We start from the raw sequence: 20599 nt of genomic DNA on the forward strand, positions 1-20599 counted from the left end.
ACCGGCACCGAGGACTCCAGCCTGCAGACGTCCTTCGTCATCGACGACACCGCGCTCAACGCGAGCTGACGCGGGGTCACTTGCCGAAGGCCTCCTTGCGGAGGAGCTGAAGCAGCGTCGGGACGCCCTGGACCGTGCGGACCTCCACGGAGGTGCGCACCAGGTCCGGGGCGTCTTCCGTCGCCAGGCGCAGCAGCGCGTCGGCCAGGTCCGCCCGCGAGGTGAACCGCCCCGGCAGCCGGGGCCCGGCCTCCAGGCGGTAGTCGCTCACACCCTCGGTGTCGAAGAGCCCGGCAGGACGCACGATCGTCCAGTCCAGTCCGCAGGCGCGGACCAGTTCCTCGGCCCGGCGCATGTCGTCGTAGACGGTGCGCCCGACGACGCCGGCCACGAAGGGTTCCAGCAGCTTACGGAAGAACCAACCCTCCCCGGGCGACTCCTCGCCCGATACCGTCGTCGAGGTGACGACCACCAGCCGGCGGACCCCCGCCCGCCGCATGGCGGCGGCGATGTGCCGGACGCCGACGCTGTAGACGTCCACCGGCTTGCGCCCGAAGGGCACCCCGAGCACGGAGACCACGGCCTCCTGCCCGTCCACGGCCTTGGCCACGGCATCGGCGTCGTGCACGTCCGCCCCGACCACCCGCAAGGCGGGACCGGCGAACGGAAACTCCTGCGGCCTGCGCGTGACCGCCGTGACCCGATGCCCCGCGGCCAGACCCTGCTCGACGGCAAGCCGCCCGGTGGGGCCGTTGGCCCCGAAGATGACGATGTCCATGCTCCGGTGACGGATCCGCGCGCGAAAATGTGACAGCCCGTCGAGGATCCGCCGACCATGACGGCGAGCGCGGAGGACCGGGACACGCGGAGAACGAGTCGGGCGACGCGGACGGGTGCCAGCACCGGGTTGCCGGGGTGCTGCTGGCTGTGGCGCCGCACGCCCGCGGGCGTGCGGCCTGGACGACCGCCACCGTCCGCGGCAAGAGCACGGAACCGGGGTAGGAGCCGTGACGGGGGCTGCCCCCGCCGTCAGTCGGCGCCAGGGATCGACAGGTGAAACTGCGCAGTCGTAACTGGACAGTTTGGACTGACGGATCTAGGGTGAGGGCATGACCAAGTCCTCGCCTGTCACCGCATCCGCCGCCGAGGCGGCGCAGGAGCTGCGGGTGGTGTTCAGCCGGATCCGGCGCAAGCTGCGGGAGATCGGGGCGGAGGAGGGGCTGACGCCCTCGCAGACCTCGGTGTTGAGCAGGCTGTCCAAGGAGGGGCCGGCGTCGGCCAGCGTGCTGGCGGCGGCGGAGCGGGTGCGGCCGCAGTCGATGGCGGCCACGCTCGGGGCGCTCGAGGAGCAGGGCCTGATCCGGCGCGATCCCGACCCCACGGACGGGCGGCGGCAGCAGGTCAGCCTGACCCCGGCGGGCCGGTCCCGGGCCGAGGGGGACCGGGCGGCGCGGCAGGAGTGGCTGGCGCGTGAGATGCAGAGCCGGTTCACCGAGGCCGAGCGGGCCACCATGATCGAGGCCCTGCGGCTGATCGACCGGCTGACGCAGTCGTGAGCCGCGACGCCGGGGGCACCAGGGGCGCCGCGGGCATAACCGCACGGCTGCGCAGGCGCGGTGACGGTGCGGCGGGTGCGGGGCAGGCCGGCTTCGACCGGCGGCTGATCGCGCCGATGATGCTCGGCTCGGTGCTCAACCCGGTCAACTCCTCGATGCTGGCCGTGGCCCTGGTGCCCATCGGCCTGGCCCTGGGGGCCTCGCCCGCCGACACCGCCTGGCTGGTGACCGGCCTCTACCTGGCCACCGCCGTCGGCCAGCCGGTGATCGGCCGCCTGGTGGACATGTTCGGGCCGCGCCCGCTCTACCTCGTCGGGACGGCGCTGGTCGGCGCGGCCGGTCTGCTCGGCGCCTTCGCGCCCTCGCTGGGCTTCCTGGTCCTGGCCCGGGTGCTGCTGGGCTTCGGTACCTCGGCCGCTTATCCGGCCTCCATGCACCTGATCCGCAGCGAGTCGGAGCGCACCGGGGCCAAGAGCCCGACCGGGGTGCTCACCGCCCTGGCCCTCGCCAACCAGACGATCGCCGTGGTCGGCCCCACCCTCGGCGGCGTGCTGATCGGGCTGGGGGGCTGGCGCACGATCTTCACCGTCAACATCCCGCTCTCCGCCGCCTGCCTGGTCCTCGGCGCGCTACGGCTGCCCCGCGGCCGCCGCGGCCCGGCCGAGCCGCTCGATCTGCCGGGCATGGCGCTGTTCGCGGGGACGCTGGTCGCCCTGATGCTCTTCCTGATGGGGCCGCAACTGGCCCACTGGTACCTGCCGGTGCTGGCGCTCCTCCTCGGGCTGCTGTTCACCGTAAGGGAGTTGCGAGCGGCCGCACCCTTCGTGGACCTGCGGGTGCTCGGCGGCAACGCCCCGCTCCTGGCCACCTACGCGCGCCAGCTCCTCAGTTACGTCGTCTCCTACGCCTTCCTCTACGGCTACACCCAGTGGCTGGAGGAGGGGCGCGGGCTGAGCGCCTCCGCGGCGGGCCTGCTGATGCTGCCGATGTCGCTGACCGCCATCGCCGTCACCTCGGTCACCGGCCGCCACGCCGCCGTGCGGGCCAAGCTGCTGGTCGGCGGCGCGGCCCAGGCGCTCGGCTGCGCGGGCCTGCTGCTGCTCGGCGGCGGCAGCCCGTTGTGGCTGCTGCTCCTGGTGGTGCTCGTCATCGGCGTCCCGCAGGGGCTGAACGGCCTGGCCAACCAGAACGCCCTCTACTTCCAGGCGGATCCGGCCCGGATGGGCTCCTCGGCCGGACTGCTGCGCACCTTCATGTACCTGGGCGCGCTGGCCGCCTCCGCCGCCAACGCCGCCTTCTTCCGGCACGGGGCGACCACCTCGGGGCTGCACGACCTGTCCCTCTTCCTGACCGTCACCGTCGGTCTGCTGCTGGTGGTGACCCTGCCCGACCGTTCTCTCGGCCGCATCGGCCGCTGAGACAGTGACCGCTGAGAAAGTGAGAAGCCTGCCATGGCAGTCACCACGCTGGACCCGACGTCCGCACTCGTCCTGATCGACCTGCAGCAGGGCATCGCCGGGCGGCCGACCGTCCCCTACACCGGAGCCGAAGTCGTGGGCCGCGCCGTCGAGTTGGCGGAGGCGTTCCGCGCCAAGGGTCTTCCGGTGGTGCTGGTCCGGGTGACCTTCGCGCCCGACCTCGCCGACACCGTCCCCGGCCGCACCGAGGCCCCGCGGCCCGCCGCCGCGCCCCCCGCGGGCTGGGACGTCATCGTGCCCGAACTCCAGGGCCACGAAGGCGACATCCACGTCACCAAGCGCAACTGGGGCGCCTTCCACGGCACCGACCTGGACCTGCAGCTGCGCCGCCGCGGGGTCACCCAGATCGTCCTGGGCGGTGTCGCCACCAGCATCGGCGTCGAGTCGACCGCCCGCGCCGCGCACGAGCACGGCTACCACGTGACCGTCGCGGTGGACGCCGTCGCGGACATGGACGCGGACGCGCACGCCAACAGCATCGAGAAGATCTTCCCGCGGCTGGGCGAGACCGGGACGACCGAGGAGATCGTCAAGCTCCTGGGCTGAGCGCCCGGTCCTCGGCGGGGCCCAAGTGCCTTGCCAGCACGTCGAGGTAGGTCGTCCGGGCCTGGTCCCGGACGCGCCTGCCCTCGGCGGTCGCGGAGACGAAGACGCCGCGGCGGTCGGTGGCGCACATGCTGCGCTCGACCAGCCCGCGCTTCTCCAGGCGGCCCACGGTGCGCGAGAGCGCACTCTGGCTCAGATACATGTCGCCGACCAGGTCCTGGATGCGGGCCTGGCAGTCGGCGAACTCGAGGAGGCGGTCGAGCGCCTCGTACTCGCTCATGGTGAGGCCGTGTCCGGCGTGCAGCTCGCGCTCCAGGTCATGGGCGACGCCGCTGCAACAGGACAGCAGCCCGCGCCAGCGGTCGGCAAGGGCGGAGTCTGCGGTCACGGAAGGGAGGGTACTGCGAATCGAAAGAAGATGCACCTGCTTTAAATGCGGAAACATTTGATGAGTAGACACTAGATGCAAGTGCATGTAGTGTCTCGCCCATGACCAGCTCACCCGACACACTGACCGCAGCACCTGTTCGTGAGCTCACACCCGACCACGCACCCGGCGGAGCCGCCACCGGTACGGGGGACCGGTGGACCCCACGGCTGTGGGGCATCCTCGCCGTCCTCTGCCTCGTCCTCTTCCTCGACGGCCTCGACGTCTCGATGGTCGGCATCGCCCTGCCCTCCATCGGCCGCGACCTGGGCATGGCCCCCACGGCGCTGCAGTGGATCGTCAACGGCTACGTCCTCGGCTACGGCGGCCTGATGCTGCTCGGCGGCCGAACGGCCGACCTGGTCGGCCGGCGCAAGGTGTTCCTGGTGGCCCTGGCCGTCTTCGCGGCGGCGTCGCTGCTCGGCGGACTGGTCTCCAGCGGACCGCTGTTGATCGCCACCCGCCTGATCAAGGGCCTGGCCGCCGCGTTCACGGCGCCGACCGCCCTGTCGATCCTCACCACGACCTTCCCGGAGGGCCCGCAGCGCAACCGGGCGCTGTCGGTGTTCACCGTGTTCGGCGCCAGCGGCTACTCCTCCGGTCTGATCCTCGGCGGCGTGCTGACCGGAATCGGCTGGCGCTGGACCTTCCTGACGCCCGTTCCGCTCGCCATCCTCGCCCTGGTCGGCGCGATCCTGCTGATCCCCAAGGTGGCCCCCGCGGAGAACGGCCGGCATGACCCGGCCGGTGCGATCACGCTGACCGGCGGCATGCTGCTGCTCGTCTACGCCGTCGTCTCGGCCCCCACCAAGGGCTGGACCTCCGGCGCCACGCTGGGCGCGTTCGCGCTGGCGATCGTGCTGCTGGCGGCCTTCGTCCTGATCGAGAAGCGGATCAGCCACCCGCTCGTCCGCTTCGGCATCCTGCGGCACGGCAGCACGGTCCGGGCCAACCTCAGCATCGTCGCCCTGATGGGCTCCTACATCAGCTTCCAGTTCATGATGACCCTGTACCTGCAGGACGGCCGCGGCTGGTCCCCCCTGCGGATGGCGCTGGCGCTGCTGCCGGCCGGCCTGGTGGTGGCCTTCGGCTCACCGTTCGTCGGCCGCCTGATCAACCGCTTCGGCACCGCCCCGCTGATCGTCGTCTCGATGGCGTCGCTGACCCTGGGCTACGTCTGGTTCCTTGCGACGGCCGGGAGTTCGCCCCAGTACGCCTTCTCGGTGCTGCCGGCGATGCTGCTGCTGGGCGGCGGGTTCGCCTTCGGCTTCAGTGCGATCATGTCCCAGGCGACGGAGGGCATCGAGGACTCCGAGCAGGGGTTGGCCTCCGGCCTCGTGCAGACCTCCGGCCAGGTCGGCGCCGCGCTGATCCTGGCGATCCTGACGGCGGTGCTGGCGGGGGTGGGCCAGAGCGGAGTCGACTTCGCCCCGTACCGGCCCGGCCTGAACCTCGTCACGGGAGTCGCGGCGGTGGGGCTGCTGCTCAACCTGGTCCCCCTGCTCAAGCTGCGGCGGACGGCCAGGTAGGCACGGCCCAGGGGCGCGGGGAACTGCGAGAGCAGCCCACCACTCGGGGAGGTCCGGCTCCGTCTGCGGGACGGACCTCCCCGAGTGGTGGGCTGGTCGCGCAGTTCCTCGCGCCCCTAGCGGGGCCCGTACTCGTTGCCCTCGGGATCGACGCCGGGCTCGGGGCAACTGACGCCCAGGCGGACGCGGTTGGGGCCGAGCTTGGGGGCTGCCGGTGGACCCATGACGAGGGCGGGGCCGTGGCCGTCCGCAGGGCGCATGCGGACGCCCCACTCACCGCTCTCGGTCACCGTCCAGCCGATCAGGCGGGTCCAGAACTCCGCCTGCGCAGGGGTGTCCGTCGCGTCCTGGCAGATCGCTGCCAACGCCCCGTCCACCGCCGTCACATGGGGCAGCACGCAGAACTCGTTGCCCTCCGGGTCTGCCAGCACCGTCCACGGGACGTCGCCCTGGCCGATGTCGATGCGGGAGGCACCCAGGCCGACCACGCGGTCCGCCTCCGCGGCATCGCCCGCGAGGTCGAGGTGGACCCGGTTCTTGCCGAGCTTGGGCCGGTCCGCCGGAAGGAAGCGCAGGTCGATGCCGGAGCGCCCGCGCAGCGTCCACACTCCGTCCGCCCCGGGCACCGGCTCGCTCCAGCCCAGCGCCCCGGCCCAGAAGCCCGCGAGCGCCGCGGGGTCGGCCGCGTCGAACACCACCGCCGTCAACTGTGTTCCCATGGCGGCACCTTAGACCACGGCGCCTTTCGTGGCCCGTCGCGAAAGTTACGTTGGCAAGCGCAGGTCAAGGCCTCGGACGCCGACGCTCCGTTGTCGCCTTCGCGCGTCGATGCCTATGGTCAGCGCCACTGTCCGACCGAGCCGCCCGGAGGATCCGTGTTGCGCACAACCATCTTGAAGGCCGGGGGAGTTGCCGCCGCCGGCGCCCTGCTTCTGCTGGCCTGGCCGGGGGGCCAGGCGGGGGCCGCGAGCAGCTCGCTGCGCCAGCTCGCCGAGGCCAAGGGAATCTACTTCGGCACTGCGCTCACCCAGAGCAACCTGAGCAACAGCACGCTGACCACCCTCGCCGCCGCCCAGTTCGACATGGTGACCCCGGGCAACGAGATGAAGTGGGACACCACCGAACCCTCCAACGGCACCTACAACTTCGGCCCCGGCGACGCCATCGTCTCGTTCGCCAAGGCGCACAGCATGCGGGTGCGCGGCCACAACCTGGTCTGGCACTCGCAGCTGCCCTCCTGGGTGAGCAGCCTGCCCAGCAACCAGGTGCAGGCCGCGATGGAGGCCCACATCACCACCGAGGTGACCCACTACAAGGGCCAGCTCTACGCCTGGGACGTCGTCAACGAGCCCTTCAACGAGGACGGTTCGCTGCGCTCGGACGCGTTCACCAACGCGATGGGCTCCGGCTACATCGCCGACGCGCTGCGCACCGCCCACGCCGCCGACCCCAACGCCAAGCTGTACCTGAACGACTACAACATCGAGGGCGAGAACGCGAAGAGCGACGCCATGTACGCGCTCGTCTCCTCGCTCAAGAGCCAGGGCGTGCCCATCGACGGCGTCGGCTTCGAGAGCCACTTCATCGAAGGGCAACTGCCCAGCTCCATCAAGGCGAACATGCAGCGCTTCACCGCGCTGGGGGTCAACGTCGCCGTCACCGAGCTGGACGACCGCATCCAGCTGCCGGCCAACTCGGCGACCCTGGCCCAGCAGGCCACCGACTACGCGAACGTGGTCAACGCCTGCCTGGCGGTGAGCGGTTGCGTGGGCGTCTCGCAGTGGGGCGTCGGTGACGCCGACTCGTGGATCCCGGGCGCCTTCTCCGGCTACGGCGCGGCGACCATGTTCGACCAGAACTACCAGCCCAAGCCCGCCTACGACGCCACCGTGGCCGCCCTCGGCGGCGCGAGCGGCGGCGGGTCCAGCAGCGCCTCCGGCAGCCCGAGCAGCAGCCCGAGCACGAGTCCCAGCAGCAGCCCGAGCAGCAGCCCCAGCGGCGGGTCGGCAGCCTGCAAGGTGACGGACGCGATCAACGCCTGGAACACCGGCCTGACCGAGAACATCACCATCACCAACACCGGGTCGGCCGCGATCAACGGCTGGAAGCTGGTCTTCACCCTGCCGAGCGGACAGGTCGTCACCAACGGCTGGAACGCGACCTACGCGCCGACCAGCGGCACGGTGACCGCGACCAACGTCAGCTACAACGGCTCGCTCGCGCCCGGGGCCTCGACCACCATCGGGTTCCAGGCCAACCACACCGGCGACACCGCCGCCCCCACGTCGTTCACCCTGAACGGCGCCGTGTGCGGCTCGTAGCCGATGCGCTAGTGTCCCGCCTCGCCGCAGCAGCTACGACGGGGGAGGCGAGGCGGGCATGGCGTCAGGCAGGGACGGGCGCGGCGGGAAGCCGGGCCGGGATCGCACCAAGTACCGGGCGACGGCGGGGCGGCCCGCGAGCATCGAGCCACGGCAACCCCGATGGCAGGTCGGCTGCGGGTTCCTGATCGGCGCCTTCCTGTGGGTCCTCGGCACGGGCGCCGGTGTCGGGCTGGTCGTGCACGGGGCGTTCCTGGACCTGCCGAAGCAGTTCGGCTACCACACCAGTCCCGTGCTGCAGATGAAGGTGGACGCCTGCACCGTGACGGTGCAGGGCAAGAGCCGTACCGTCGACTGCTACGGCCACGGCGACCCGGGCAGCAGCGGGGTCGTCGACGAGCAGTGGATGATCGCCGGCGCGGAGCACAGGTACGCCCCCGGCACCGTCGTCCCGGTGCGGTGCAGCCGGACCGGCGGCTGCGAGGAGACGGGGACCTCCGAGAAGGCGCGGGACGTCGCGGAGGCGGCCTTCGGCCTGCTGCTGTTCGGCGGTATGGCGACCCTGCTGGCGTCGGGCGTCCGATCGCGCCTCGCCCGACGCCGCGGCCGCGGACCCGCCGCGCCGCTCCCGCGGTGGACGGTCCGGTCGGGGCTCGCGGTCGCCGCGGTCCTGGGAGCCGTCGGAGTCGCCGCCGCCGTGGTGGCGTTGGCCACCTGAGCGGCCGAAGGGCCTACGCTGGGGCCGATGTTCTCCGCCGAGGGTCCGACGCTCCGCGAGCTCGCCGTGCAGGCGCTCAGCTCCGTGGAGCGCGGCTACGACCTGCTCGCGCCGAAGTTCGACGCGACGCCGTTCCGCACGTCCGACGTGGTGGTGGCAGCGACCGAGGCCGCGTTGCGACCGCTCGGCCCGTTCACCGACGGCCTCGACCTGTGCTGCGGGACCGGCGCCGGACTCGCGCTGCTGCGCGGCCTGTGCGCCGGACGCAGTGTCGGGCTGGACTTCAGCGCGGGGATGCTCGGCGTGGCCCGCAGCACGGAGCCCGGGGCGGACCTGGTCCGCGCGGACGCCCGGGCGCTGCCCTTCGCGGACGGCAGCTTCGACCTAGCGGTCAGCTTCGGCGCGTTCGGGCACTTCCTGCCCGCCGAACGGCCCGCCCTCTGGTCCGGCCTGCACGCGGCCCTGCGGCCCGGCGGCTGCTTCGCCTTCCCGGTGCTGGGCGCGCCCGGACCGTCCTCGCCGTGGTACTGGGCGCTGCTGGGTTTCGACGCCGTGATGCGGGCGCGGAACGCGCTGCGCAAGCCCGAGTTCGTGATGTACTACCGGACCTTCCGGCTCACTCGAGTGCTGCCCGAACTTGAGGCCGCCGGCTTCCAGGTCTCCCTGCTCCCCCTGCCGCAACTCGGCCCGGCCGGCCGACTGGTCCTGGCGCGTCGGCCGAACTGATCGTCTGTCAGACTGCGGTCATGCGTGCACTGATGAGGCCCGCCGCCCTGGCCGCCGCCGCGCTCGCGATCACCGGCTGCGCCACGACGGCCCAGGGACCCAGCGGGGGATCGGGCGCGGCGGCCGTCGCCGAGCGGAGTGTGCTGGTGACCGTTCCGCCGGCCGGGCGGGGCGCCCCCTTCGACCTCAGCGGAGAGGCTCTCGACGGCGGCAGGCTGAGCCTGGCGGCGTACCGGGGCAAGGTCGTCGTCCTCAACTTCTGGGCCTCGTGGTGCGGCGAATGCCGCGGCGAAGCCGACGACTTGGCGGCCGCGGCCCGAGGCACGGCCGCGCAGGGGGTGCAGTTCGTCGGCGTGGACACCCGCGAACTCCAGCGTTCGGCGCCACGGGTGTTCGTGCGGACGCATCACCTGGACTACCCCAACTTCTTCGACACGGACGGGGATCTGATGCTCAAGGTGCCCGCCCGCTATCTGGACCCGATGGGCGGCATCCCGTTCACCCTGGTGCTGGACCGGCGCGGCCGGATCGCCGCGCGCGCGTGGACGCCGCTGACGGCCGACCAACTGACGGCGCTCGTCGCCCCGTTGGCGGCCGAGAGAGGCTAGGCTGGCGCGCGCGAAGATCCTGGAGGATTCCGGAGTGCGGGAGGGCCTGCGGTGACCGAGGACGACAGCTGGATGGCCGGGGACGACGGCACGCCGCCCCCCTCGGCGGAGCTGCGCACGGACATTGCCCACCCGGCCCGGATCTACAACGCCTGGCTCGGCGGCAAGGACCACTTCCCCGCCGACCGCTCGGTCGCCGACCACCTGGCCCGGATGACGCCGGACGTGGTGGCGTCCGCGCGGGCCAACCGGGCGTTCCTCGGCCGGGCCGTGCGGGCCGTTTCCGCGCTCGGGGTGCGGCAGTTCCTCGACATCGGCACCGGGATCCCGGCCGCCGGGAACACGCACGAGGTGGCGCAGTCGGTGGACCGTTCGGCACGGGTCGCCTACGTGGACAACGACCCGATCGTGCTGGCCCACGCCCGCGCCCTGATGAACGGCCCGGGGCACGGCGCCACCACGGTCACCCAGGCGGACCTGCGCGACCCCGAAGCGATCCTCGCCGCTCCCGGGGTGCGCGGGCTGCTGGACCTCTCCGAGCCGGTGGCCCTGGTCCTGGTCGCGGTGCTGCACTTCGTCTCCGACGAGGAGGACCCGCAGGGGATCGTCAAGCGCCTGCTGAGCGCCCTCGCGCCCGGCAGCGTGCTGGTGCTGAGCCACGGCACCGACGACACCCTGGACCGGGCGACGGCCGCCGAGGTCGCGCATTCCTACGACCGGGCGGCCGCCCACCTCCACCTCCGCCCGAAGGCCGCGGTGGAGCGGCTGTTCGCGGGGACGGAGCTGCTGGAGCCGGGCGTGGTGCTGGTGCCCTACTGGCGGCCGAGCGAGCCCCTGGGTCCGGACGCGGACCGGCTCGGCGTCTACGGCGGCGTCGGCGTGCTCCGCGCGGACTGACTCCGCGTCAGGACCGCCCGGGATCAGGAGACGACGACGGCCATGTCGGCGTAGCTGGACCAGCCGCGCTCGAACTGCTTCCTGGGTATCCAGGACGCCCCGCGCGCAGGGTCGTTGACGTAGACGCCGTTGGTGGTCACGCCGACCACCGCGAGCGCGTGCTCGGCCGGACCCGCGTAGCGGACCAGGCGGCCGTCCCAGGCGCGGTAGGGATGGTCGGGCCGGGCCCGCCACAGGTAGTCGATCCAGACGACGGCCGGATGCCCGGCGGCGAGCTGCCGGTACAGCTGCGCGGGGGAGTAGTGCTCGCCCGCGAACAGCACGGTGGCCCCCTCGGCTCGCGCCGCCGCGGCGATGCGCGGGTAGTAGACGCCGTAGCCGGTGCCCCGCAGTTCCGAGCCGTCCGGGTCGCCGACGAACGCCCGGTACGGGTCCCCGGAGCGGGGGCCGGACCGGCCGAAGCCCGGGTGCCTGCGGTCCACTCCGATCCGGGCCAGCAGCTGCGCGTCGCCGAGGTGGCGGCCACGGTAGGCGAGCAGCATGCGCAACGAGGCGGCCTCGCAGTCGTCGCGCAGCTGCTGCCGGTAGACCGGGACGCGCATCCGCCGGTCCAGCGCCTGGGCCGGGGCGGTCAGCCCCAGCACCGCGGCCGCGGCCAGCGCCGCCCCCACCGCCGCCCGGTACCCCTCGCGGCCCGCGATCCGTCTGAGCATACGTCACCTCGCCCTTCCCTTCGGGGTGCTGGGCCTTCCCGCATCCCGCACACCAGACTCCGCGAGGCCCCGGTCCTGTTGCACTCCGCAGATGGCGGCGCCCGTCCGCCGTCGGCCCAGCGCTGTGCGGGCGGGGGCGCGGTGCGCGGGCGGGGGCGCGCGGTAACGTCTCGGCATGGCCGACCCGCAGCTGACCACGTCCTCCTACCTCGTCCTCGGCATCATCGACAGCCTCGGGGCGGCCAGCCCCTACGACGTGAAGGTGGAGGCGGCCCGCACGGTGGCGCCGTTCTGGGCCATCCCGCACGCCCAGGTGTACGCGCAGTGCGACCGGCTGGTGGCCGCTGGCCTGCTCTCCGAGGACCGTCAGGAGGGCGGCCGCAACCGCCGCAGCCTGCGGCTGACGGCGGCGGGGCGGAAGGCGCTGGCGGCCTGGCTGGCCGATCCGGAGTTCGTACCCGTCGAGGCGCGCGAGCGCGGCATCCTCAAGCTCTGGTTCGGCGGGCGGCCGGAGGTGCTGGCCCCTGAGCAACTCGACGCACACCGCAGGACCTTGGCGCAGTACGAGCAACTGGCGGACAGTGTGGGCGAGTTGATCAGTCGGGGTCAGCGCGAGGCGCTGGAGTTCGGCATCCGGTACGAGCGGATGATGGTGGACTTCTGGCAGTGGGTCCGCTCCCGCGGCGACGAGCCCGAGCCGGACGCTGCCGGTCCGCACTGACGCGGTCCCTTGACCCGGGCGGCACCGGCCCCTACCGTCTCAATAGTCCAGAAAGGACTATCGAGGCTGTGGGCGGGGGAGTCGCCGTGAACCGCACCGAACCAGCCGTGCCCGTGCCGCGGGCGCGGCGCCGCACCACCTGGGCCAAAGCGGCCGGAGTCGCCTTCGCCCTCGTCTGCCTGTCCTACGCACCCATCGCCGCAACGGAGTTGTGGCCCTACGCGCACCCCGGCGCGCCCGCCTGGGGCGAGTGGGCACTGGCGCGCGCGGTCAACCCGCACTACGTCGCGCAGGCCTTCGCCACCCGGGTCGCGCCGTACCGGCACAGCCTGGTCCCGCTGCTCGTGCACACCGTCCTGGGCGCGGTCCTGATGCTGCTCGGCCCCCTGCAGCTGCTCAGCGCGGTCCGCCGCCGCATCCGGCTGCACCGCACGCTGGGCGTCGTCTTCGCGGCCACCGTCTACGCCTCCATGGGCGGGGCCGCCGTCTACCTGGTCCGGACCCGGCCGGAGGACGCGTTCAGCGGGGCGGCCTTCTGGATCGTGCTGGCCACCATCCTGCTCGGCACCGTGCTCAGCGCGACCTACGGCATCCTCGCCGCCGTCACCGGCCGGCCCGACCTGCACCAGCGCTGGATGCTGCTCTGCTACGGCTTCCTGATGACGGCTCCGCTGCTGCGCGTGGAGTGGGCCGTACTGCCGCTGCTGCTGCCCGGACAGCCGATGGCCGAGGTCAACCGGGTCGCCATCATGCATCTGGGGACGCTGGTCGCCTTCGGCGCGCTCTGCGCCTCCCGCGCCTTCGACCGGCGCAGCCGGGTGGCGGGCGTCGGCGGCAGCTGGGTCCCCCGGCCCGTCCTGGCGCTGCTGCAGGCGGCCGGCGCGGGCGCGCTGGTGTGGATCGGCTACTCCTTCGCGCAGCACGGGAGTTCGGGCCACCGCATGCTCGTCGGCTACCTGCTGCCCTACGCCGCCGTGTACGCGGTGCTGGTGCTGCGGATGCGGTCGGCGGCCCGGGCGGGGCGCCCCTGGGCGGCGGAGGAGTGGCGGCTGCACCTGGCCGCGCTGTGCGCCGCGCCCGCGTTCTCCGTCGGCGCGGTGCTGGTCTTCCGACAGGCCCTGGGCCTGGACGAGTTGACGGCGCTGTCGGCCGGGGTCGCCATCGGCGGCGGCATGCTGGCCTTCGCCGCCACGACCGTCGTCAGCCTGCGGGTCCTCCGCGGGCGCGTGGTGCTCGAGCGCGGGCGCGGGGGTGCTTCGGGGTCCGCCGGCGGGCCCGCAGGGCGCGGCGACGGCACGATCCGGGAGAGCGCGGCATGACCGTCGTTGAATACGGAGGTGCGGAGGCCCGGAGGGCGGAGGGGCGCGAACTCGCCCCGGCCGTGCGGCTGGTGGCGACCGCGGTGGGCGCTGGTGAGCGTGGTGGCCGGCCTGGTGAGGGGCCTGGCGCCCGGCGCCGGCCCGGGCGCGCGCAGCGGTTGCGTCCGCTGGGGCCTCCGGCCCCGGGCTCTCGCAGCTCGCCGTGATCTGCGGCATGCTCGGCACGGGGGCGGTCGGCCACGTCCTCCTGACGCGGGCCGCCCGGACCGCGGACGTTCTGCGAACGAAGGAGTCTGATGCCTGCCCAGCTCGACGCGCTGCTCGACGACCTCCGGGCCGAGGGCGACGACCTCGACGCGCTGGTGGCCCCGCTGGACGAGGGCGGCTGGCGCCAGGACACGCCCGCGGCGGGCTGGACGATCGCCCATCAGATCGCTCATCTGGCCTGGACGGACGGCGTGGCGATCCTGGCGGCGACGGACCCCGACCGCTTCCGGGCCGTCGTCGCCGACGCGCTCGGGGACCCGGGCGGCTTCGTGGACCGGGCGGCAGAGACGGGCGCGGCGCAGCCGCCGGCGGAGCTGCTGGCCCGATGGCGACGGGGGCGGGCGGAACTGGCCCGGGCCTTGACCGCGGTCCCGGCCGGGCGGAAGCTGGCGTGGTTCGGCCCGCCGATGAGCGCGACGTCCATGGCCACGGCGCGGCTGATGGAGACCTGGGCCCACGGCCAGGACGTCGCCGACGCGGTGGGCGTGGCACGGGTGCCGACGGCGCGGCTGCGGCATGTGGCCCATCTGGGCGTGCGAACGCGGGACTTCGCCTACGCGGCGAACGCGCTCGCCGCCCCCACCGAGGAGTTCCGGGTGGAACTGACCGGTCCGGATGGTGAGTTGTGGACGTGGGGACCCGAGGATGCCGCGCAGCGGGTGACCGGCCCGGCCCTGGACTTCGCCCTCCGGGTGACGCAGCGGCGCCACCGTGACGACCTCGCGCTGGTGGCCTCCGGCCCGGACGCGGACCAATGGCTCACCCTTGCCCAAGCCTTCGCCGGCCCCCCGGGCAAGGGCCGCGACCCCCGTTAGGGCCCGTCAGGGCCCTCGGGGCCCTCGGGGGCGCGAGGATCCCCACCCTTGCGGCAGGCGGGTCAACTCCCGTCCCGGCGCCGAGAAGAGCAGGCACCCGGACAGGTGGATCCGGCCGACGCCTGCCAGCAGGGCGTCGTCCCAGTCCTTTTGGTGGACGCGGAGGGCGAGCGCACGATCGTCAGCGAGCGCGGCGGAGGAGCGCTGCTCGGCCCCGACGGGTGAGAGGTGCCCCCACCGCGAGTAACACACCACGGAGGGAGGTCCGTCCCCGATCAACGGTCGAACCGCTGTGGGTGGTGGGCTGGTCGCGGTGGGGGCATCTCCCGCCCGAAGGGTGGGGGATCCTCGCGCCCCGAGGGCCCCGAGGGCCCCGAGGGCCCTGACGGGCCCTAACGGGTCGCGCAGTTCCTCGCGCCCCTGAGGGCCCTAACGGGGCCTGAGGGCGGTGTCGAGTGTGGCGGCCCATTGCGTGGCGATCTGGTGGCGGCGTTGGGCGTCGTCCGTGAGGACGTCCGCGAGGCCGAGGCCGCGGGCCAGGTCGAGAGTGGCCTGGACGAGACGGTGGGTGACCGGATCGGCGTCGTCCACGCCCAGCGCGGCGACCGCGGTGCGGTGGGCCTCCCGGCCGAACTTCGCTTCCAAGGGCACGATCCGCTGCTTCAGCGTCTCGTCCGCCGCAGCCGCCGTCCACACGTGCAGGGCGGCCTTGAACAGCGGGCCGCTGAACCAGTCGACCAGGCGCAGCACCACCCACTCGGTCCGGTTGGCGTCGTCGGGAACCGATTCCGCCTCCTCCCGGGCCCAGGACATCCGCGTGTCGAACATGTGGTCCAGCGCGGCCGTGATCAGGTCCTCCCGGGTCGGGAAGTGGTGCTGGGCCGCGCCGCGCGAGACGCCCGCGTGCTCGGCGACGACCGCGACCGTCGTCGCCGACCAGCCCGACGCGGCCAGGCACTCGATGGTGGACTCCAGCAGCCGCTGCCGGGTCGCCCGGCTGCGGTCCTGCTTGGGTTCCCGGGGGGCGGTCACGGCCACGCTCGCGTTCCTGTCGTTCGGCTTGCTCGGGAGGCCATCATGCCCGGCCGCCGGCACCGTGCCCCAGCCAGGTCAGTAGGACTTGCCGAGGCCCAGGCTGTGCTCGGCCACGAAGTTGAAGATCATCTCACGGCTGACAGGGGCGATCCGCGCGATCCGGGCCGCGCCCAGCAGTGCGGCGAGGCCGTACTCCTGGGTCAGCCCGCCGCCGCCGTGCGTGTGCACAGCGAGGTCGAGCGCCTTGACGGAGGCCTCCGCCGCCGCGTACTTGGCCATGTTGGCGGGCTCGGCCGCGCCCTCGTCGTCGCCGCTGTCGTAGACGAAGGCGGCCTTCTGCGTCATCAGCCGGGCCAGCTCCAGTTCGATCTTGGCCTGAGCGAGCGGATGGGCGATGCCCTGGTGCGAGGCGATCGGCGCCCGCCACACCTGACGGTCGACGGCGTAGCGGGCCGCCCGGTCCAGGGCGTAGCGGGCCATGCCGCAGGCCATCGCCGCGCCCATGATCCGCTCCGGGTTCAGGCCCGCGAACAGCTGCATCAGCGCCGCGTCCGCCGCGCCGACCAGGGCCTCGGCGGGCAGCCGGACGTCGTCCAGGAAGAGCATGAACTGCCGTTCCGGGAGGGTCAGTTCCATGTCGATCGGCCGTTTCTCGAAGCCCGGGGCGTCCGTGGGCACGAGGAACAGGGCCGGCCTGAGCCTGCCGGTGCGGGCGTCCTCGGTGCGGGCCACGACCAGGACCGCGTCCGCCTGGTCCACGCCGGATATGTAGATCTTGCGACCGGACAGCAGCCAGTCGTCGCGGTCGCGGCGGGCGGTCGTGGTGATCCGGTGCGCGTTGGACCCGGCGTCCGGCTCGGTGATGGCGAAGGCCATGATCGTCGAGCCGTCGGCCAGGCGCGGCAGCCACTCCACCTGCTGCCCGGGCGTGCCGAAGCGGGAGATGACGGTGCCGCAGATGGCGGGGGAGACCACCAGCATCAGCAGGCCGGTGCCGTTGGCCGCCAACTCCTCCTGCACGAGCGCCAGTTCGTAGATCCCGGCGCCTCCGCCACCGTACTCGGCGGGCAGGTTGACGCCGAGGAGGCCCAGCTTGCCGGCCTCCCGCCACAGCTCGGTCAGCGGCTCGCCGGCCCGCGCCTTCGGCAGGGCGTAACCGAGGTAGTCGTACTTCTCGCCGAGCCGGGCCACCGTCGCGCGCAGCGCCCGCTGCTCCTCGGTCTCGACGAAGCTCATCGGGCCTCCTCCTCCGCCTGCTCGCCCGACTCGACGACGGCGAGCACCGCGCCGACCTCCACCTGGACGCCGACCTGGACCGGCAGCGCCGTGAGCACGCCGGACGCGGGCGCGGTCACGGTGTGCTCCATCTTCATGGCCTCCAGCCACAGCACCGGCTGTCCCGCCGCCACCCGCTCGCCCACCGCCGCGCCGAGGCGGACCACCGTGCCCGGCATGGGGGCCAGCAGTGAGCCCGCGGCGAGCGCCGCCGCCGGTTCCGGGAAACGCGGGACCCGGGTGAACTCCACCGGCCCCAACGCCGAGTCGACGCACACGAGGTCGCCGTGACACGCGACGACGAAGCGCCGGAGCAGCCCGTCGACCGTGAGCACGACCTCCTCCGGTGACGCCGAGACCAGCTCCGCTCCGGCGGCGAACTCCGTCTCGAGCCGCGCCGATCGGTCCAGGCGGTACGTCACCTCGTGCCGTGCCCGCGGTCCCTGGAGCACCTTGCGCTGCGGCTGCGAGGGGACGTTGCGCCAGCCGCTGGGCAGGCCCGCGCCCACCGTCGCCGCCTGCCGGTTGGCCGCCGCGAGGGCGAGCGCGGCCGCGAGGGCGGACAGCCGCTCGGCGGCGGGGGAGGCGAGCGGTTCGGCCAGCCCGTCCGGACCGTGCGTTGCGAAGAAGGCGGTGTCCGTGTCCCCGGCGAGGAAGGCCGGGTGCCGCAGCGTGCGCACCAGCAGGTCCCGGTTGGTGGTCAGGCCGTGGATGCGGGCCCCGGCCAGTGCCGCCGCCAGCCGCCGGGCCGCCGCCGCGCGGGTCGGCGCCCAGGCGATGACCTTCGCCAGCATCGGGTCGTAGTGCACCCCGACGGCCGAGCCGGTGGCGACGCCCGCGTCCAGGCGCAGCCCCTGCGGCAGCTCGGGAACGGTGAACTGGGCGTCCACGCCGTCGAGTTCGAAGCGGTGCAGGATCCCGCTCTGCGGCTGCCAGTCCCGGGCCGGGTCCTCGGCGTAGAGACGGACCTCGATGGCGTGACCCGACCGCCCCGGCGGCTCGGCGGGCAGCCGGACGCCCTCGGCCACCTGGAACTGGAGGTCCACCAGGTCCACGCCGCAGGTGAGTTCCGTGACCGGGTGCTCCACCTGGAGCCGGGTGTTCATCTCCAGGAAGGAGAAGCCGCCCGCCTCGTCGGCGAGGAACTCCACGGTGCCCGCGCCCTCGTAGCCGATGGCCCTCGCCGCCTCCACTGCTGCCGCGAACAGTCGCTCCCGCATGCCCGGCGTCCGCTCGACCAGCGGTGACGGGGCCTCCTCGACGACCTTCTGGTGCCGTCGCTGGATCGAGCACTCCCGCTCGCCCAGCGCCCACACGGTGCCGTGCGCGTCCGCGAGCACCTGTACCTCGATGTGCCGTCCGGTCTCCAGGTAGCGCTCGCAGAAGACCGTCGGATCGCCGAAGGCGGCGGCCGCCTCCGCTCGCGCCGCCGCCAACTGGGGTTCCAGCTGGGCCAGTTCGCGCACCACCCGCATGCCGCGGCCGCCGCCTCCTGCCGAGGCCTTCACCAGTACCGGAAGGTCGGCCGCGGTGACCGCCGCAGGATCGAGCTCGGGCAGCACCGGGACGCCCGCCGCCTCCATCAGCTTCTTGGCCTCGACCTTGGAACCCATCCGCTCCACCGCCTCGGGTGCGGGGCCGATCCAGACCAACCCGGCCCCCTGCACCTGCCGGGCGAAGACCGCGTTCTCGGACAGGAACCCGTAGCCGGGGTGGACCGCGTCCGCGCCCGCTGCCAGCGCGGCGGCGACCAGGGCCTCCCCGCGCAGGTAGGTCTGCGCGGGGGTGACGCCGGGCAGCCGCACCGCCGTGTCCGCCTCGCGCACGAAGGGCGCGTCCGCGTCCGCGTCGGAGAAGACCGCCACGGTGGCCAGCCCGGCGCGGCGCGCCGACGCGAACACCCGCCGCGCCACCTCGCCGCGGTTGGCCACCAGCACCGAACCGATCCGCCGTCGCACTGCCGTCGTCACCTCCTGGTCGGTCATGGGAATCCCTCACCCCGTCACATGCGGAAGACGCCGAAAGAGTCCGTGCCCCGGACCGGCGCCGTGGCGGCGGCCGAGAGGCACAGGCCCAGCACCGTCCGGGTGTCGCGCGGGTCGATGATCCCGTCGTCGTAGATCCGGCCCGACAGGAACAGCGGCAGCGACTCCGCCTCGATCTGCGCTTCGACCGCCGCGCGCATCGCCGCGTCCGCCTCCTCGTCGAAGGGCAGGCCCCGCTTCTCCGCGCCCGCACGCGTCACCAGCGAGATCACGCCCGCCAGTTGGGCCGGGCCCATCACCGCGGACCTGGCGCTGGGCCAGCTGAAGAGGAAGCGCGGGTCGTAGGCCCGCCCGCACATGCCGTAGTGGCCCGCGCCGTAGGAGGAGCCCATCAGCACCGACAGGTGCGGCACCGTGGAGTTGGACACCGCGTTGATCATCATGGCGCCGTGCTTGATGATGCCGCGCTGCTCGTACGCACGGCCCACCATGTACCCGGTGGTGTTGTGCAGGAACAGCAGCGGCGTGTGCGCCCGGTTGGCCAACTGGATGAACTGGGCGGCCTTCTGCGACTCCTCGCTGAACAGTACGCCGCGCGCGTTGGCCAGGACGCCGACCGGGTACCCGTGCAGCTCCGCCCAGCCGGTCACCAGCGAACCGCCGTACAGCGCCTTGAACTCGTCGAAGTCCGAGCCGTCCACGATCCGCGCGATCACCTCGCGCGGATCGAACGGGACCTTGAGATCCGGCGGCACCATACCGAGCAGGTCCTCCGCGTCGTACAGCGGCGCGCGGACCTGCGCCGCCGGACGCGGACCCGGGCCCTGCTTGCGCCAGTTGAGGCGGCGTACGACGGCGCGCCCGATCCGGAGGGCGTCGTACTCGTCCTCGGCCAGATGGTCCGCCAGCCCGGAGACCCGGGCGTGCATCTCGGCGCCGCCCAGCGACTCGTCGTCGGACTCCTCGCCGGTGGCCATCCGCACCAGCGGCGGGCCGCCGAGGAATACCTTGGACCGCTCCCGGACCATCACCACGTGGTCGGACATCCCGGGGATGTACGCGCCGCCCGCCGTCGAGTTGCCGAAGACCAGCGCCACCGTGGGCACGCCCGCGGCCGAGGCCCGGGTCAGGTCCCGGAACATGCGGCCGCCCGGGATGAACACGTCCTTCTGGGTCGGCAGGTCCGCGCCGCCGGACTCCACCAGTGAGATGATCGGCAGCCGGTTCTGCGCGGCGATCTCGTTGATCCGGAAGCTCTTGCGCAGCGTCCAGGGGTTGCTTGCCCCGCCGCGCGAGGTCGGGTCGTTGGCCACCACCAGGCACTCGACGCCCTCGACCACGCCGATCCCGGCGACCAGGTTGGCCCCGACCGGGAACTCGCTGCCCCAGGCGGCCAGCGTGCACAGTTCCAGGAACGGCGAGTCCTCGTCGAGCAGCAGCTCGATCCGCTCCCGGGCCAGGAGCTTGCCGCGTGCGCGGTGCCGGTCCACGTACTTCGGGCCGCCGCCGGCCAGCGCCCTGGCGTGCTCGCCCTCGACCTCGGCCAGTTGGGCCAGCATCTGCTCGCGGGCCGCCGCGAACTCCGGCGCGGCGGTGTCCAGTGCCGAACGCAGCACGGTCATCAGCGGTCCCCTCGCACTCGTGCGGTCGGTCCGGCCTTCCG

Annotated in this window: 20 protein-coding genes; 12 read left to right on the forward strand and 8 right to left on the reverse strand. The window is 73.3% G+C overall.

All coding sequences use genetic code 11. The features are described 5' to 3' along the window. Positions 1-76: 76 nt before the first annotated feature. Positions 77-778, reverse strand: coding sequence for an NAD(P)-dependent oxidoreductase (locus tag ACFP3V_RS27980; RefSeq protein ID WP_380589256.1), 702 nt, complete (start codon positions 776-778; stop codon positions 77-79). A 331-nt stretch (positions 779-1109) separates the two neighbouring features. Here ACFP3V_RS27980 and ACFP3V_RS27985 point away from each other — a divergent pair, with 331 nt between their 5' ends. The 3 genes from ACFP3V_RS27985 (at position 1110) to ACFP3V_RS27995 (ending at position 3580) form a co-directional block, all read left to right on the forward strand. Beyond that, positions 1110-1556, forward strand: coding sequence for a MarR family winged helix-turn-helix transcriptional regulator (locus tag ACFP3V_RS27985; RefSeq protein WP_380589259.1), 447 nt, complete (start codon positions 1110-1112; stop codon positions 1554-1556). 116 nt (positions 1557-1672) lie between these two features. After that, positions 1673-2974, forward strand: a complete 1302-nt coding sequence (locus tag ACFP3V_RS27990; RefSeq protein ID WP_380589326.1) for an MFS transporter — start codon at positions 1673-1675, stop codon at positions 2972-2974. Between the two features lie 33 nt (positions 2975-3007). Beyond that, a complete protein-coding gene (locus tag ACFP3V_RS27995; protein WP_380589262.1) occupies positions 3008-3580 on the forward strand; it encodes a hydrolase in 573 nt (190 codons plus the stop codon). On the opposite strand, the gene ACFP3V_RS28000 is transcribed toward ACFP3V_RS27995, so the two are convergent. Further along, positions 3564-3968 carry a MarR family winged helix-turn-helix transcriptional regulator gene (locus ACFP3V_RS28000; protein ID WP_380589265.1) on the reverse strand — a complete coding sequence of 135 codons (405 nt, stop codon included), beginning with the start codon at positions 3966-3968 and terminating at the stop codon, positions 3564-3566. The two genes, ACFP3V_RS27995 and ACFP3V_RS28000, sit on opposite strands and share 17 nt — an antisense overlap. Positions 3969-4069: 101 nt before the next feature. Between ACFP3V_RS28000 and ACFP3V_RS28005 the strand changes: the two genes are divergently transcribed. Then, positions 4070-5536: an MFS transporter gene (locus ACFP3V_RS28005; RefSeq protein ID WP_380589267.1), complete on the forward strand. Its 1467-nt coding sequence runs from the start codon at positions 4070-4072 to the stop codon at positions 5534-5536. A 116-nt stretch (positions 5537-5652) separates the two neighbouring features. On the opposite strand, the gene ACFP3V_RS28010 is transcribed toward ACFP3V_RS28005, so the two are convergent. Then, entirely contained in the window at positions 5653-6255 is a 603-nt protein-coding gene (locus tag ACFP3V_RS28010) for a VOC family protein (protein ID WP_380589270.1), read from the reverse strand. A gap of 156 nt (positions 6256-6411) precedes the next feature. Between ACFP3V_RS28010 and ACFP3V_RS28015 the strand changes: the two genes are divergently transcribed. The 5 genes from ACFP3V_RS28015 to ACFP3V_RS28035 all read left to right on the forward strand — a co-directional run bounded on the left by ACFP3V_RS28015 (position 6412) and on the right by ACFP3V_RS28035 (position 10806). Further along, positions 6412-7857 (forward strand): endo-1,4-beta-xylanase, encoded by a 1446-nt coding sequence (locus tag ACFP3V_RS28015; RefSeq protein WP_380589273.1) that lies wholly within the window; start codon positions 6412-6414, stop codon positions 7855-7857. Between the two features lie 58 nt (positions 7858-7915). Further along, positions 7916-8575 carry a hypothetical protein gene (locus ACFP3V_RS28020; RefSeq protein ID WP_380589276.1) on the forward strand — a complete coding sequence of 220 codons (660 nt, stop codon included), beginning with the start codon at positions 7916-7918 and terminating at the stop codon, positions 8573-8575. A gap of 27 nt (positions 8576-8602) precedes the next feature. Continuing rightward, positions 8603-9301, forward strand: a complete 699-nt coding sequence (locus ACFP3V_RS28025; RefSeq protein ID WP_380589279.1) for a class I SAM-dependent methyltransferase — start codon at positions 8603-8605, stop codon at positions 9299-9301. A 20-nt stretch (positions 9302-9321) separates the two neighbouring features. Then, positions 9322-9909, forward strand: a complete 588-nt coding sequence (locus tag ACFP3V_RS28030; protein WP_380589282.1) for a TlpA family protein disulfide reductase — start codon at positions 9322-9324, stop codon at positions 9907-9909. Between the two features lie 72 nt (positions 9910-9981). Further along, positions 9982-10806, forward strand: coding sequence for an SAM-dependent methyltransferase (locus ACFP3V_RS28035; RefSeq protein WP_380589329.1), 825 nt, complete (start codon positions 9982-9984; stop codon positions 10804-10806). Between the two features lie 23 nt (positions 10807-10829). Here ACFP3V_RS28035 and ACFP3V_RS28040 read toward each other — a convergent pair whose 3' ends face one another. Continuing rightward, entirely contained in the window at positions 10830-11519 is a 690-nt protein-coding gene (locus ACFP3V_RS28040; protein ID WP_380589285.1) for a C39 family peptidase, read from the reverse strand. Between the two features lie 175 nt (positions 11520-11694). Here ACFP3V_RS28040 and ACFP3V_RS28045 point away from each other — a divergent pair, with 175 nt between their 5' ends. From ACFP3V_RS28045 to ACFP3V_RS28055, 3 genes are all read left to right on the forward strand, one after another. Continuing rightward, positions 11695-12240: a PadR family transcriptional regulator gene (locus tag ACFP3V_RS28045; RefSeq protein WP_380589288.1), complete on the forward strand. Its 546-nt coding sequence runs from the start codon at positions 11695-11697 to the stop codon at positions 12238-12240. An 86-nt stretch (positions 12241-12326) separates the two neighbouring features. Beyond that, on the forward strand, positions 12327-13559 hold the full coding sequence (locus ACFP3V_RS28050) for a DUF2306 domain-containing protein (RefSeq protein ID WP_380589291.1): 1233 nt from the start codon (positions 12327-12329) through the stop codon (positions 13557-13559). 296 nt (positions 13560-13855) lie between these two features. Next, on the forward strand, positions 13856-14641 hold the full coding sequence (locus ACFP3V_RS28055; RefSeq protein ID WP_380589294.1) for a TIGR03084 family metal-binding protein: 786 nt from the start codon (positions 13856-13858) through the stop codon (positions 14639-14641). Between the two features lie 429 nt (positions 14642-15070). On the opposite strand, the gene ACFP3V_RS28060 is transcribed toward ACFP3V_RS28055, so the two are convergent. The 4 genes from ACFP3V_RS28060 to ACFP3V_RS28075 all read right to left on the reverse strand — a co-directional run bounded on the left by ACFP3V_RS28060 (position 15071) and on the right by ACFP3V_RS28075 (position 20558). After that, positions 15071-15679 (reverse strand): TetR/AcrR family transcriptional regulator, encoded by a 609-nt coding sequence (locus tag ACFP3V_RS28060; protein WP_380589296.1) that lies wholly within the window; start codon positions 15677-15679, stop codon positions 15071-15073. Between the two features lie 72 nt (positions 15680-15751). After that, positions 15752-16912 carry an acyl-CoA dehydrogenase family protein gene (locus tag ACFP3V_RS28065; RefSeq protein ID WP_380589299.1) on the reverse strand — a complete coding sequence of 387 codons (1161 nt, stop codon included), beginning with the start codon at positions 16910-16912 and terminating at the stop codon, positions 15752-15754. Continuing rightward, positions 16909-18936: an ATP-binding protein gene (locus ACFP3V_RS28070; protein WP_380589302.1), complete on the reverse strand. Its 2028-nt coding sequence runs from the start codon at positions 18934-18936 to the stop codon at positions 16909-16911. Before ACFP3V_RS28070 ends, ACFP3V_RS28065 begins: the two co-directional genes overlap by 4 nt. A 17-nt stretch (positions 18937-18953) precedes the next feature. Continuing rightward, complete coding sequence (locus tag ACFP3V_RS28075; protein ID WP_380589305.1) at positions 18954-20558, reverse strand: acyl-CoA carboxylase subunit beta; 1605 nt, start codon at positions 20556-20558, stop codon at positions 18954-18956. Positions 20559-20599 lie beyond the last annotated feature (41 nt).

Origin of the sequence: Streptacidiphilus monticola (assembly GCF_042658505.1) — a bacterium.
Lineage (GTDB): Bacteria > Actinomycetota > Actinomycetes > Streptomycetales > Streptomycetaceae > Streptacidiphilus > Streptacidiphilus monticola.